The following is a 14464-nucleotide window of genomic DNA, read 5'->3' on the forward strand; positions in this document are numbered from 1 at the left end:
TCGTGATCGGACAACCTCCAAGGGTACACAGGGGATACTCCAAAGCGCTGCGCAACGCGACCGAATCCCTGAGGACTTAAAGCGGAGGCTCGCTTCGCATTGCCCTTTGTTTGCCAGGTTTCGCGGTGCATTGCACTTCTCCCTCTCCCCTGTGGGTCGAGGGTTGGGGTGAGGGGCGGGTGCTCGCGGTAACGTTGCTATCTGCTTGAAGCACTATCCGCACCGAACCCCAAGTCCTACCCTTATCCCATCACATCCCCAACGACACCCATGTCCGAACCTACTCGCGAAGCACGTGCCGATGCCCTGCTGGATGCCGTGCAGGAAGAGCGCACGCGTCGCTTGAAGATTTTCCTTGGTGCGGCGCCGGGTGTGGGCAAGACCTACGCCATGTTGTCTGCGGCGCGGGAGCTAAAGCGCCAGGGCATCGATGTGGTGATTGGTCTGGTGGAGACGCATGGGCGGCAGGAAACGGCTTCGCTGCTCGAGGGGCTTGAGCAGCTGCCGCGCCGCAAGGTGAATTACAAGGGGCGCGACTTCACCGAGTTCGATCTTGATGCGGCGCTCGCGCGACGCCCCGACATCATCCTGGTCGACGAACTGGCGCATACCAACTTGCCGGGCGGTCGCCATGAGCGTCGATGGCAGGATATTGCCGAGCTGCTCGAGGCCGGCATCGAGGTGTATTCCGCGCTCAATGTGCAGCATCTGGAAAGTCTCAACGATCAGGTGAGGCGCATTACCAACGTGACCGTGCGCGAAACGGTGCCCGATGCCTTTCTCGATCGTGCACGCGACATCGTGCTGGTCGACCTGCCGCCGCGCGAGCTGATCCAGCGCCTGAAGCAAGGCAAGGTCTATGTGCCCGAGACGGCGGCCGCGGCGCTCGATGCGTTCTTCTCGCCGACTAACCTCGTTGCGCTGCGCGAGCTGGCTGTCGATACCGTTGCCGGCCATGTGGATAGCGACTTGCGCGAGCACATGCTCGCACGCGGCGGCGCGATGCCGGTGCGCCGGCGCGTGCTGGCCGCCATCGATGGCCATTCGCAGAGCGAATATCTTGTGCGTATCGCTCGCCGCATTGCCGAACGGCGTGGCGCACCGTGGAGCGTAGCCTTCGTCGATACGGGCGCAGCTTTGGACAAGGCGCGCAGCGAGCGACTGGATGCGGCCATGGGTCTCGCGCGTCGGCTCGGCGGCGATACGGTGATATTGCGCGGTCACGCCATCGCGGATGAACTCATCGCCCATGCCGATCGCGAAGGCATCGGCCAGATCATCCTTGGCCGTACGCGCGAACGTCCGCTTGCACGCATGCTCGGCCGTTCGCTGACCCAGCTGCTGTTGCGTCGTGGCGCGCATCTGGAACTCACCATCATCGCTACGCCGGCCGAGCGGGCAAAGTCGCGGCTGCGCCTGCGTATGCCGGGAGGGTCCGGACGTCGCGGCGAATACATCTATGCGACGCTCGCCACGCTGGTGGCATTCGGGTTGTCGTTCATCGCCGACCGTTACCTGTCCGTCGCCAACCTCTCACTGATCTTTCTCACCGCCGTGCTGGTGGTGGCCGTGAGGACGCGCATGGCGGTGGCGGTGTATACGGCGTTGTTGTGCTTCATCGGCTACAACTTCTTCTTTGCGCCGCCACGCTACACCTTGATGATCGCCAACTTCGACGATGTGCTGGCGGTCAGCCTGTTCCTCGTCGCCGCCCTGGTGGCGAGCCGCCTGGCTACCAAGCTGGCCAGTCAGGTCGAGTCCCTGCGCACCGCCCATGCGCAGGCGCGCGCCCTGCTCGCGCTCGGGCAGCGGCTTTCCACCAGCACCGATGCCGAAGGTATCCGACGCGTGGGCGCTTCGGCGCTGGCGCATGTCATGCGCTGTGAGGTGGCGGTGTTGGCGCGCGACGCGAGCCAGGTGTTGCGCGTGGTGGCGTCGTCGCCGCGTGATTTCGATCTGACCTCGCAGGATCTGGGTGCGGCCGAGTGGAGCGAAAAGCACTCGGAGCAAGCGGGCCGCTTTACTGACACGCTCAACGCGGCGCCTTGCTGGGTGTTGCCACTGGGGAGCGATGACAATCATCTGGGCGTCGCCGCACTGCGCCTACCCGCGGGACAGGGCGAACCGTCCACCGACGAGCGCAGCCTGGCACTGACCATGGTGCAGGACATCGGCCAGGCGCTGCAGCGTGCACGCTTGGCCGAGGAACTGGAGGGCGCGCGCGTGCAGGGCGAGACCGAGCGTTTGCGCAATGCGCTGCTTTCCTCGGTGTCGCACGACCTGCGTTCGCCGCTGGCCTCGATGATTGGTTCTGCCGGCACGTTGTCCAGCTATGGCGACCAATTGCCGCCCAGTGAACGCCAGGAATTGCTGGAAGCCATTCTTGGCGAAGGGCAGCGGCTGGACCGTTACATCCAGAACCTGCTCGACATGACCAAGCTGGGGCACGGCACGCTCAAGCTCAATCGCGACTGGACCGATGCCGCCGAAATCGTCGCCGCGGCCACCACTCGTTTGCGCAAGCTGTTTCCCGACCTCAAGGTCGACATTGAGCTGCCGCCGCAGACCTTGCTGCTCTACGTGCATCCGGCCCTGATCGAGCAGGCCTTGTTCAACATCCTGGAGAATGCCGCGCGCTTCTCGCCGCCGGGCCAGGCCGTGCGCGTGGTCGTGCGTCCCAAGGGCGAGCAGATACAGATCGATGTGGTCGATCGTGGGCCGGGCATCCCGGAAGACGAACGCGCGCGTATCTTCGACATGTTCTACTCCGTTTCGCGCGGCGATCGCGCGCCGCAGGGCACCGGCCTTGGCCTGGCGATCTGCCGCGGCATGATCGGCGCGCATGGCGGCAGTGTGGAGGCCTTGCCGGGCGACGGCATTGGCACCACCATTCGCATCACCTTGCCGCTGCCGGCGCCGCCGACCAACCACGCATGACCTCCGCCGCACGTGTCCTGGTCATCGACGACGAGGCACAGATCCGCAAGTTCCTCGACATCGGCCTGCGCGCCGAGGGCTACGAGGTATTGCTCGCGGCCAATGCAGCGGAAGGCCTTGCCCTGGCCGCGACGCGTTCGCCCGATCTGGTGATACTCGACATCGGCCTGCCGGACCGCGAAGGGCATGAAGTGCTCGCCGAGTTGCGCCAGTGGACGCACGTGCCCGTCATCATGCTTTCCGTTCGCGATTCGGAAAGCGAAAAGGTAAAGGCGCTTGACGCCGGCGCCAACGACTATGTGACCAAGCCTTTCGGCATCCAGGAGTTGATGGCACGCCTGCGCGCACTGCTGCGTACCCGTCAGGGTGAGCCCGAAGCGATGCAGCGCTACGACGACGGCAGGCTCGTCATCGACCTCGGTCGCCGCGAAGTGTGGCTCGAGGGCGCGCAGCTCTCGTTGACGCGCAAGGAATACGCCGTGCTCGCGCTGCTGCTGCGCCACGCCGGTCGCGTGGTGACCCAGCAGCTGCTGCTGCGCGAGATCTGGGGCGCCACCCATACCCACGACAGCCACTATCTGCGCATCGTGGTGGGCAAGTTGCGCCAGAAGCTGGGCGACGACCCGACCACCCCCCGCTGGCTCAAGACCGAGCCGGGGGTGGGCTACCGGTTTATCAGCGGGGTCTGAGTCGCCTGCTCGGGTGTCGCAGCCCCTGAGAGCGCTTAGTGATCTGATTCCCGGACGTTTTTTCGTCCACCCCGCACGTTGGGGCAGGGCGAAGGCTGGCTCGATTCACGGTTCCCCGGCGCAGGTCAATCCTGTCTTCCACGCCCGGGGCACGGTTATGATGGCCGCCGGACCAACATCCCGGTGCTGACTGCCCAAGAACGCAGCGCCGGCTCACAGAGGAAACCCATCCATGGCACGTGGCATCAACAAAGTCATCATCGTCGGCAATCTCGGCGCCGACCCGGAAACCCGCTACACCGGCAATGGCACGGCCATTACCAGCATCCGCATCGCGACCTCCGAGAACTGGACCGACAAGCAGAGCGGCGAAAAGCAGGAACGCACTGAGTGGCACCGCGTGAAGCTGTTCGGCCGCCTCGCTGAAATCGCCGGCGAATACCTCAAGAAGGGTCGCCAGGTGTATATCGAAGGCTCGCTGCGCACCGACAAGTACACCGACAAGGACGGCGTCGAGCGCTTCAGCACCGACATCATCGCCGCAGAAATGCAGATGCTCGGCGGCGGTACCGAAGGCGGCGCGGCCGGCAGCGGCGGCGGCAACTTCCAGCGCGCCCAGGGTGGCGGCGGTGGCGGTGGCCAGCCGCGCCAGGGCGGCGGCAACTACGGTGGCGGCCAGGCCCGCGGCGGCGACAATTTCGGCGGCGGCTCGCGTGGTGGCGACAACCAGGGCAACCAGCAGCGCCAGTCGGCTCCGCCGGCACAGAACAACAGCTTTGATGACGACGATATCCCGTTCTAAGGCATACCCTGGAACGGCCAGACGGTCTTGAAGCATGAACCCCCGATTTTTCGGGGGTTTTGCTTTTTTGCGACTGGCGTTTTCTGCGCCGGTGGCGATGCGTTCGTCTCGCCTGGCGACGGAGCGCCGTCAAGATCCATGATCGCGAACGCTCAGCGGCGGATCTCGTGCCGCTGCGCACCCAGATGCGTGATGCCGCATTCAAGAACATCGCCCACCTGCATGAAGCGATTCTTGCCGAAGCCGACGCCAGGGGGCGTGCCTGTTGCAATCAGGTCGCCGGGCAACAGCGTCATGTGGGTCGAGAAATAGGCCAGCAGGTCGTTGATCGGGAAAAGCATGTCGCCGGTATTTCCCTGCTGCTCGTACTTGCCGTTGAGCTTGGTCCACAGATCGAGCGCCATGCCATCAATGCCGGTGGTCAGGTACGGGCCCACCGGCGAATAACCGGGGCGCGACTTGGCGCGTACCAAATGCTGCTGGCCTTGCTGGTCGACCTGAGTATCGCGATCGGAAACGTCGTTGATGCACACGAAACCGAAGATATGGCCAGGTGCATCCCCGGCCGTGATATCGGTCGCTTCGCGCCCGATCACGATCGCCAGTTCCACCTCCCAGTCAAGTTTCACATTGGGATTGGGGCCGCGCGAGATCGGGTCATTCGGGCCTGACAACGAACTGGTGGCCTTCATGAAGACTTCCGGCTCGGTCGGCGGCGTCATCTTGAACTCTTCGATGTGCTTGCGGTAATTGAAGCCGGTAGCGGCAACCTGGCGAATATCCGCGATGGGCGAGAGGAAGCTGAAGTCGCCCTCGACAGGAGAGAGGCCGGTCGTATCGACCGCATTCAAAATGCCGCTGCCAATGGCATCCGCGGTGATGTCAGGCAGGATGGGACGAAGATCCAGGTGCTTGCCATCCTTCAGGATGACCGGGACGACGCCGTTGCTGGTGAGGACTCGCGCAAACTGTTGCATGGTCAAATCTCCGCTGATCGATGGCTACGTTCCGCATGGCGGACGTGAGCGAGGCTAAGCATGGCTCTGGATAGGCAGACGATGCACCCAGTGCTCGCCTGGTGAAAAAGTTACGGCGTCGAGCTATAACTGTCCAAGACCGATTTATTAGCGTAGCCATAATCTGGGGGTTATAGGTGACCGTCCTGCGCCATGTCCGCTATCTCAAGGCGGTTGTCGAGCATGGGAGCTTTACCCGCGCGGCCCAGGCGCTGCATGTTTCGCAGCCAGCGCTGTCGCAACAGATCAAGGAGCTGGAAGAGCGCGTGGGCGCGCAACTGCTCGACCGTTCCGGCCGCAAGGTCCGCGCTACGGATCTGGGAGCAATCTACCTTCAACATGCGGCGCGCGCTTTGGAGGAGTTGGATCAGGCGACGCGTGCGGTCCGCGATGTCGAGGATCTTTCCACGGGAGCATTGCGACTGGGCGTGACACCCAGCGTCGCCAGCTATTTCATCGGGCCGGTGCTTCAGCGCTTCCGCAAGCGCTACCCCGGCATAACGCTGACGGTCCGCGTTTCATCGCAGGAAGTCATCGAACCGGCACTACGTGACGATGCGCTGGATCTGGGCATAGGCTTTGGAGACTTTCCCGCGGAAGACATCGAGGCGACGCCGTTGCACGAAGAGCGTCCGATGTTGATCGTCGGCAAGGGGCACAGGGACGCGCATAAAGCGATGGTAACGGCCAAGGAGTTGGCACAGATGCCCTTGGCCATACTCGATACATCGTTCTCCACGCGCAGGCTGGCTGACCAGTATTTCCATGGGAAGAATCTTCGGCCGACCATCATCGTCGAAGCAAACTCGATCGAGGCTCTGATGGAGATCGTGCGCCACAATGACCTGGCAACGCTCCTGCCAGCCAATGTCGTACGGCCGGGGCTCGTGTCGATAAAACTGCAGCCCGCACTGGGGGCGCGTCGCGCTGCTCTGCTGCGCCGCCGTAGTGCCTATTGCTCTGCAGCGACGCGTGCCTTCATTGCCATCGCGCAGGATGTCGCCGAAGGATTTGTCGGGAAGTAGGGCGGCTCAAGGACGGGTGGCCTCGGGCACCCGATCCTCTCAGGGACGCGCGCTCAGCCGCGCTTGCGCTTGCTGGAATAAATCGGACCGCGGCCCGGTTATGTGGATAGCGCCTGGCATCGAAGGGCTTGGCGCTCAGTCCATTCGACAAGGTCCCTATCCCCATGCTGGTTCCCGTATCTGCCGCCCCAAGCTACACACGCACCGCCAAAGTTCTGCATTGGCTGGTGGCTCTGTTCATACTGACCAACCTGATCATCGGGCTGCGGATGGAGCGATTCCCTGGCTACTCTCACAAGTCGCCGGAGTGGAACAGCATCTTGTTCTGGCACGGCTCGATCGGAGCAGTCGTGCTATGGCTGGCGGTAGCGCGGATCATCTGGCGTCTGGGCCACCGACCGCCGCCGCTGCCGGGCAGTATCCCGTCCTGGCAGGTGGGGATAGCGCACAGCGTCCATGGCTTGCTTTATCTGGCCATGCTGGTGCTGCCGCTTGCCGGCTACGCGCATCGCGTCGCCGGTGATCACCCGGTCAGTTTTTTCGGTCTGTGGAATTGGCCTGATCTTTTCGCCCCCAGCGAGTCGCTGCGCGTTCTGTTCGGGACCATCCACGTCGATCTCGCTCTGGCGCTCGGCGGCCTTCTCATCCTTCATCTGGGCGCCGTGCTGAAGCATCTGGTGATCAATCGCGATGGCGTTGCCAAGCGGATGTTGTGATTGGCTGCAAGTGACGTTCGCCTGCTGCCGCATTAGATCGCACGAAATTGAAGGGAGGGTCGAGGCATGCGCTACCGAAACAGTCTGGGATTTGCGTGACATCGCCTCACTCAAGGCGTTCTACAGCGACATCCAGCCGATGCGCACGCATGGGGCGAAGCCACTGGCGAGCGTACTGGCTAGATCCGGTGTCGACGTCTTCTTGGTGATAGCTGGATTCATCATCTACCACGTCACGGGGCGATCGGCAGCACAGGTCGCCATCGCGAGCCACGCATGGGCGTTCCATCGGTTCGCAAAAAGGCGGATCGGCTTACTCAGGTGCCACTTGCTGAAGGGAGCATCGGCGCGCTGCAGATAGCGTCAGCGATCGCGTGGGGTCAACGCATTGCCTGCGTTCCACCAGCGCTGGGCTTGATCGATGATGACGTGTAGTGGATCGGTGCCACTCACGCTCAATACCCGCGGCTCCGCCGTTGGAGATTCGAGATCACGGAACTGGCTCTCAACCAACGTAGCGGGCATGAAATGACCGGAGCGAAGGCTGACGCGCTCGGCGGCGGCTTCGGGTGATACTTCAAGATAGACAAAGCCGAGCTCCGCCACGCCGGCGCGCAGCGTATCGCGATAGCGGCGCTTGAGTGCCGAGCAGGCGAGGACGGCGACCTGGCCGGTGGCCGTGACACTGGCGAGCTCCGCGGCCAACTGCTCCAGCCAGCCCTGGCGGTCGGCATCGGTGAGCGCGATGCCGGCCTTCATCTTTTGCACGTTGTATTCGGGATGGTAGGCGTCGCCTTCGATCATGCGTGCGCCGATGCGTTCGCTCAGGGCGGTGGCAACGCTGGTCTTGCCGCAGCCGGAGACGCCCATGACGACGATTGCGCGCATCGGGTTTTGCATGCATGACATCCCGTGACTGAGTGGTGGCCCGGCGTCGCGCCGAGCACCCCGAGGATACTGTGACCAACACCACCATTGTCATGCACAGGCCATCGAAGTCACGAAGCCGTCACAACACCCCCCTAGGCTCCGTGCCGTCTGAGTGCCGTAGCCTTCCTCGGCGAACACGGTCGAAGGAGGAGCGGTGCGGGAAAAGCATGGGGCGTGGTCGGCGTTGTTCGCGGAGAAGGGCGCGACGCTGAGCAAGTACTTCCTGCGCCGCGTGGCGCATCGCTGGGATGCGCAAGACCTCGTGCAGGAGGTTTATCTGCGCCTGTTGCGGATCGAGCCGGCGGATGCGGCCAATATCCGCAGCCCGGAGGCCTATCTGTTCACGGTGGCCGCGAACCTGGTGAAGGAGCATGCCGTGCTCCGGCAGCAGGCGCCGCTGGGCAGCGATGAGCTGGAGCAGGTGGTGGAGCAGCTGGCTGCACCCACCAATCTCGAAGCGGACATGGACAGCGACCTTCGCAAGCAGCGCCTCGGCGTGCTGATCGATCGCCTGTCGCCCAAGTGCAAGGCTGTGCTGATCATGCATTACCGCGACGAGATGTCGTATCGCGAGATCGCCGATCGCATGAGCATCTCGACCAGCATGGTGAAGAAATACGTCGTGAAGGGCCTGGCGGCGTGCCGGCAAAGGATGGCCGACTATGAATAATTCCTCGCAATTTGATGCCGCCCGGCAGGCGCGTCGCATCACCGAGCAGGCGGTGTCCTGGTATATCGAGCAACAGGAGCCGCTGACGGAACGCCAACGCGTGGCCTTCCTCGGCTGGCTGCGCGCTTCGCCGCGCCACGTGGCGGAGTATTTCGCGGTGGTGCAGATGCACGGCGACTTCAAGGCCGCAGCCGCGCTGAAGACGCTCACGGTCGAGCAGCTGGTGGATCAGGCTGGCCGCGATAATCCGGTGGTGATGTTTCCCCTGGTGGGCAGCGCCATTCGCAAGGAAAACGTCGCGCGGCCCGGACGGGCACGCCGGGCGGCGATGCGCGTGGCCGCACTGGCGGCGGCGGTAGTGATGGCATGGCTTGGCGTCGGCTACTGGCGCGATGCCAACGGCCTGGTGGAGCGGAGCTTCAAGGGCGACGTGGCGGCGGTACGTGCCGTCACCTTGCCCGACGGCACCCTGGTGCAGCTGGATCGAAACAGCGTGATCGACGTGCATTTCGATGGACGCTTCAGGCGCATCGAGGTGATCAAGGGCAACGCGTTGTTCGACGTGGGCAAGGATGCGCGTCGACCCATGCTGGTCAACGTGGGCGGCCATGTGTTGCAGGACATCGGCACCGTCTTCGATGTGAAGCGCGATGCCAGCGGCGACACGCTCACCGTGATCAGCGGTCGCGTGCGCGTGCTCAATGCCGCCGACGAATCGAAGCAGGGCGGGCTCGCGGCGCTGTTGAACGCCGATCCGGTGGCGGATCTCACCACGGGGCAGCAGATTTCACTGAACGTCTCGGGCGAGATCATCAAGCAGCCTGCGCAGGTGGCCAAGGTCATTGCGTGGCTGCCATCGGAGATTCGCTTCCAGCACGAAACCATCGGCAATGTGGCGAGGCGCTTCAATGCCTACACCAGCAAACCCCTGGTGATCGAGAACGCAAGCATCGCCGATGAACGCATCAGCGGCATCTTCCACGCCAACAATCCGCAGGCGTTCGCGGCCTACCTTGCCACGCTGCCGGATGTGCGCGTCGTGGAAGAGGGCAACCGCGTGCGCATCGTCGCCTCGAATCAAACTGACACGAAAGCCGGGCGCCTGTAAGAAAAGATTCATGCAATCGGAGGTGCCCGGTTGCGCAAAACGAGGCTCTTGAAAGGTATAGGCCGAAAAAAACGCAGCAAGCGCGTCACAGACCGGCCAGTCATCTACCTCACTCAAGGTTGTTACTCCTCATGCGCAATCGATTGGCATTACATATCGCCCTCGTGCTCGGCGTCACTCTTCCGCTGGCCACGTTCGCCCAAGCCAACGCCACGGTGCACACCACCGCCATCGCAGCGATGCCGCTGTCCAAGGCGCTGGAGAATTTCTCGCACGAAGCGGGCATGCAGGTGGTCTATGGTTCGGAGATCTCCGACACCATCCGCAGTCCCGGTGCCGACGCCGGTCTGCCGCCGGAGCAGCAGTTGCGTCAATTGCTGGCAGGCACGGGCCTGAGCTACCGCCTGGTCACGCCGAACACGGTGACGATCGTCCCGGGAAACGTGGCAGCCAATGCGGGCAATCCGGCCTCCGCTGCGGTGACGACGGCCGGTAGTGCAGGCGTTGCAGCGGCGAGTGATGCGACGGTCGCGTCCGGCAATGGCAAGACGACCAAGGATCTGGATCAAGTCGTGGTGACGGCGCGCTCCGGCGTGGATGAGCGCACCAAGGCCCAGACCAGCTACTCGATCACCACCATCGACGAAGATCGCCTGCGCATGCAGAACCCCACCAGCGTCACCGAGGCGCTGAAGTCGGTGCCGGGTTTCTGGGTGGAAGCGTCGGGCGGCGAAGCGAGCGGCAATATCCGCGCCCGCGGTATTCCGGTGGACGGTTTTGGCTCGGTGAACCTGCTCGAAGACGGTATTCCGGTGCAGCACGATCCGGCGCTTGGTTATCTCAATGCGGATCAGGCGTTCCGCCTGGATGAAACCATCGATCGCATCGAAGTGGTGCGCGGTGGTCCGTCGTCGATCTTCTATTCGAATGCGCCGGCCGGTGCGATCAACTTCATACCGCGCCAGGTGGGTGAATCCGCCGAGGGCCTGGTGAAGTACACCTTGGGCAACTACGGGCTCAACCGTCTGGACTTCTGGTATGGCACGCCGATCGGCGATGGCTGGAAGCTGAGCACCGGTGGTTTCTATCGCCAGGACAACGGCATCCGCAGCCCGGGCTTTACCAACGACCAGGGTGGCCAGCTGCGCGCCACGCTGTCCAAGCAGTTCGAGAACGGCAGCCTCAGTTTCGATATCAAGCGCCTGGACGACAAGGTCGCGCTGGACCTTGGCATCCCGATGTATCGCAATGCCAGTGGCGACCTGCAGGCCGTGCCGGGCTTCAACGGCAACTACGGCACGCTGGCCGGTCCGGAGACCGAACACATCCAGATGATCCAGGGCAACGGCAGCCTGTACAACTTCGACAACAGCCTGGGCACGCAGGTCAAGCGCACGCAGTTCACGGTGAAGTTCGACTACAACCTGGGCGACGGCTGGAAAATTGCCGAAGACCTGCGTTACAGCGATACGGATACCGTGCGCAACGGCGTCTATCCGAACGCGGTGCAGACCACGGGCGATTTCTTCACCACCGCACAAAAGCAGCTCACCAAGTACTACCCGAACGCCGCCGGCATGCGATTGCAATATGTCGACAACGGCCAGGCCTACAACGCCAGTCCCAACAACGGCCTGGTCGTGACTGGTGGTCTGCGCGGCATCACCATGCCGATGAACGAGTTCACCAGCGACACGCGCCTGCTGCGCAAGTTCGAATTCGGCGACCAGACGCACGATGTGACGTTTGGTTACTACTACGCGCACTTCAACCAGAGTTTCGACCGCTATTCGTCTACCGCCATCCTCACGGCGACCGACAATGCGCGCCTGCTCGACGTGGTGGCCGTGGATGCCAAGGGCAACGCACTGGGCAAGCTGACCAACAATGGCATCTACGGCTACGGCTACGAGTGGGCGCACGCCAGCGGCACATCCAACACCAATGCCTTCTACGCGTCCGACGAATGGCAGATCAACGACCAGCTGCGCATCGACGGTGGTGCGCGCTGGGAGCGCGTTAACACCACGGGCTGGACCGAGCTGTCGCAGAATGTGAATCTTGGCACGCCGCCGACCAACAATATCCTCACCGGCACCGGCCAGTTCGTGGATTACGACCACAGCTTCAGCAAGCTGGGCTGGACCTTGGGTGCGAACTATCAGTTCAGCGAGCACCAGGGTGTGTTCGCGCGTTACACCTCAACCTTCCGCCTGCCCAACCTCAGCTCGTACATCACCACGCCGACCGCCACGCCGATCACGCAGACGATGATCTTGCCGGAGATGGGCTACAAGTACAGCAACCGTTACATGGATGCGTACGCCACGCTGTTCTACACCAAGTACAACAACGTCAGCTTCAGCAACTACGTGTTCGATCCGAACAGCGGCGTGTCGACCCCGCAGACGGGTTACGCCAACACCGAAACCTACGGTGTGGAACTGGAAGGCACGTTCTATCCGTCCAAGTATTTCGACGTGCAGTACACCGCGACCGTGCAGGATCCCAAGTACAAGGGGCTGACCTATACCACGGTGACGGCGGGTGCGCCGGTGCTGCTGGACTACGACGACAACCAGCTGATCCGCGTGCCAAAGAACAGCTTCCGCGTGGTGCCGGGCGTGAACCTGTTCGACGACAAGCTGCGCCTGCAGATGTCGTACGAGTATGAAGGACGGCGCTATGTGGATACGGCCAACTCGGTGGTGCTGCCGCAGTACCACACCATCGGTTTGAGCGCGCGTTACCAGATGACACCGGAGTTGTCGTTCTTCCTGTACGCCGACAACCTCAACAATTCGCTCGGCCTCACCGAAGGCAATCCACGTGCCGGCGAACTGGCGAGCAGCGATGCGACCAAGAGCGTGTTCATCGCACGACCGCTGCTCGGTCGATCGTTCCGCGCCTCGGTCATGTACCGGTTCTGACCTCGTTTGACGTCCTGCGCGTCGCACCGCATGGCGGCGCGCGGGACGGTTGTCCTGTTTCGGGAAGCAAGCAATGAATGAGAGTACGCGTGGCCGTCTTGGGTATCTGGCGTTGGTGGCGCTGTGGCTGGCCTTGCTGGGCGTGGCGTGTGCCACGGAGAGCGCGCCGGACGTGGTGTTGCACGGCGAGTTGATCGGCAGCGACAACCATAGCTACCGCGAGGTGCCGTTCCAGGTGCCGGCGGGCGTCAATCGCATCACCGTGCAGTTCGAGTCTACAGGGCGCGCCGAGCACAGCACGATCGATCTGGGCCTTGAAGATCCCGATGGCTTTCACAGCCAGCAAGGACTGCGCGGCTGGACGGGCGGTAGCAAGCAGCTGTTCACCGTGGGCGCGGTCGATGCGACGCCGTCATTCGCGCCGGGTCCAATCCAGCCGGGACGCTGGGCGCTACTGCTCGGTATCCCCAATATCCGTCCCGCGTCGAAGGCTCAGTACACGGCCAAGATCTGGTTTGGCCATCCGGGCGATCCGGCGTGGTTGCCTGCCGTGCTCAATCCACCGCTGCGCAAGGAGGCGGGCTGGTATCGGGGCGACTTGCACATGCATGGCGCGCATAGCGATGGCAGTTGTCCCACGCAGAGCGGCGACGGGCGTGCACCGTGCCCGCTGGTCTTCACCGTGGAAGATGCCGCCAGGCGCGGACTCGACTTTATCGCGCTGAGCGATCACAACACGGTGTCGCAGGCCAACGACATCCGCGAACTGCAGCCGTACTTCGACCATCTGTTGCTGATACCTGCGCGCGAGGTGACCACCTTCCAGGGGCACGCGAACCTGTTCGGCACCACCGAGCCGCTGGATTTCCGCCTGGGCAGCAAGTCCGTGCCTGACTGGAATGCCTTGCTGACGCAGGCTGAAGCTTTGCACGGCGTGTTTTCCATCAACCATCCCATCCGTCCCAACGACGAAACCTGCATGGGTTGCGGCTGGACGCCGGAAAAGCCGGTCGACATGCATCTGGTGCAGGCCATCGAGGCGGTCAACGGCATCGACGCCAGGAGCCCGCAGCACACCGGCATTCCGTTTTGGGAGGAGCAGCTTAACCACGGCTACCACCTGACCGGGATCGGCGGCAGCGACAACCACAATGCGAAGGTGGCCTTGCCGTTTCCCGGCGGCAGCATGGCGATCGGTCTGCCGACCACGGTGGTTCACGCAAGCGAGTTGTCGATGAAGGCCATCCTTGATGGCATTCGCGCCGGGCATGTTTTCATTGATGTGCAAGGCACCCGCGACCGGACGATCGATGTCGTGGCGACCGTGGGTGAGCATTCCGCGGAAATGGGCGATGCGTTGAGCGCGCCGGCCGGAAGCACGGTTCGCATCACGATGCGTGCCGACGCGTTGGATCAGGCGCATGCGGAGATCATCGTGGATGGAAAGCCCTTCCAGCCAAAGGAAGATCTGGCCATTCGTGAAGCCAAGCAGAGCTTGTCGTTCGATTGGAGCAGCGATGGAAGGCGACACTGGTTGCGGGTCAATGTGCGTGGCGCCGATGGCAGCCTGTTGATCGTCGGCAATCCGATCTACCTCAATTGATGGCGCGCATGGCCGCCGTCAATCGCTTCCTCCCGGCC

Annotated in this window: 11 protein-coding genes; 9 read left to right on the top strand and 2 right to left on the bottom strand. The window is 63.1% G+C overall.

Annotated elements, in window-relative coordinates; all coding sequences use genetic code 11:
* Positions 1-270: 270 nt before the first annotated feature.
* The 3 genes from AB4Y82_RS19525 (at position 271) to ssb (ending at position 4428) form a co-directional block, all read left to right on the top strand.
* Positions 271-2937 carry an ATP-binding protein gene (locus tag AB4Y82_RS19525; protein WP_441605259.1) on the top strand — a complete coding sequence of 889 codons (2667 nt, stop codon included), beginning with the start codon at positions 271-273 and terminating at the stop codon, positions 2935-2937.
* Entirely contained in the window at positions 2934-3626 is a 693-nt protein-coding gene (locus AB4Y82_RS19530) for a response regulator (protein WP_441605260.1), read from the top strand. The genes AB4Y82_RS19525 and AB4Y82_RS19530 overlap by 4 nt, the downstream gene beginning before the upstream one ends.
* Before the next feature lie 232 nt (positions 3627-3858).
* Positions 3859-4428 carry a single-stranded DNA-binding protein gene (gene ssb, locus AB4Y82_RS19535; protein WP_441605261.1) on the top strand — a complete coding sequence of 190 codons (570 nt, stop codon included), beginning with the start codon at positions 3859-3861 and terminating at the stop codon, positions 4426-4428.
* 152 nt (positions 4429-4580) lie between these two features.
* On the opposite strand, the gene AB4Y82_RS19540 is transcribed toward ssb, so the two are convergent.
* A complete protein-coding gene (locus AB4Y82_RS19540) occupies positions 4581-5405 on the bottom strand; it encodes a fumarylacetoacetate hydrolase family protein (RefSeq protein WP_441605262.1) in 825 nt (274 codons plus the stop codon).
* Between the two features lie 176 nt (positions 5406-5581).
* Between AB4Y82_RS19540 and cynR the strand changes: the two genes are divergently transcribed.
* Together cynR and AB4Y82_RS19550 are read left to right on the top strand one after the other, a co-directional pair.
* A complete protein-coding gene (gene cynR / locus AB4Y82_RS19545) occupies positions 5582-6469 on the top strand; it encodes a transcriptional regulator CynR (protein WP_441605263.1) in 888 nt (295 codons plus the stop codon).
* A gap of 164 nt (positions 6470-6633) precedes the next feature.
* Positions 6634-7185 (top strand): cytochrome b, encoded by a 552-nt coding sequence (locus tag AB4Y82_RS19550; protein WP_441605264.1) that lies wholly within the window; start codon positions 6634-6636, stop codon positions 7183-7185.
* A 363-nt stretch (positions 7186-7548) separates the two neighbouring features.
* On the opposite strand, the gene AB4Y82_RS19555 is transcribed toward AB4Y82_RS19550, so the two are convergent.
* The gene (locus AB4Y82_RS19555; protein WP_441605265.1) at positions 7549-8073 is read right to left on the bottom strand and encodes a gluconokinase; all 525 of its coding nucleotides are present in this window, start codon (positions 8071-8073) and stop codon (positions 7549-7551) included.
* 196 nt (positions 8074-8269) lie between these two features.
* Here AB4Y82_RS19555 and AB4Y82_RS19560 point away from each other — a divergent pair, with 196 nt between their 5' ends.
* The 4 genes from AB4Y82_RS19560 (at position 8270) to AB4Y82_RS19575 (ending at position 14426) form a co-directional block, all read left to right on the top strand.
* Positions 8270-8785 (top strand): RNA polymerase sigma factor, encoded by a 516-nt coding sequence (locus AB4Y82_RS19560; RefSeq protein WP_441605266.1) that lies wholly within the window; start codon positions 8270-8272, stop codon positions 8783-8785.
* Positions 8778-9893 (top strand): FecR family protein, encoded by a 1116-nt coding sequence (locus tag AB4Y82_RS19565; RefSeq protein WP_441605267.1) that lies wholly within the window; start codon positions 8778-8780, stop codon positions 9891-9893. Before AB4Y82_RS19560 ends, AB4Y82_RS19565 begins: the two co-directional genes overlap by 8 nt.
* Positions 9894-10024: 131 nt before the next feature.
* Positions 10025-12823: a TonB-dependent receptor domain-containing protein gene (locus AB4Y82_RS19570; protein WP_441605268.1), complete on the top strand. Its 2799-nt coding sequence runs from the start codon at positions 10025-10027 to the stop codon at positions 12821-12823.
* A gap of 73 nt (positions 12824-12896) precedes the next feature.
* Positions 12897-14426, top strand: a complete 1530-nt coding sequence (locus AB4Y82_RS19575; RefSeq protein ID WP_441611581.1) for a CehA/McbA family metallohydrolase — start codon at positions 12897-12899, stop codon at positions 14424-14426.
* Positions 14427-14464 lie beyond the last annotated feature (38 nt).

This window comes from Dyella sp. 2YAF14 (assembly GCF_052114725.1).
GTDB lineage: Bacteria > Pseudomonadota > Gammaproteobacteria > Xanthomonadales > Rhodanobacteraceae > Dyella.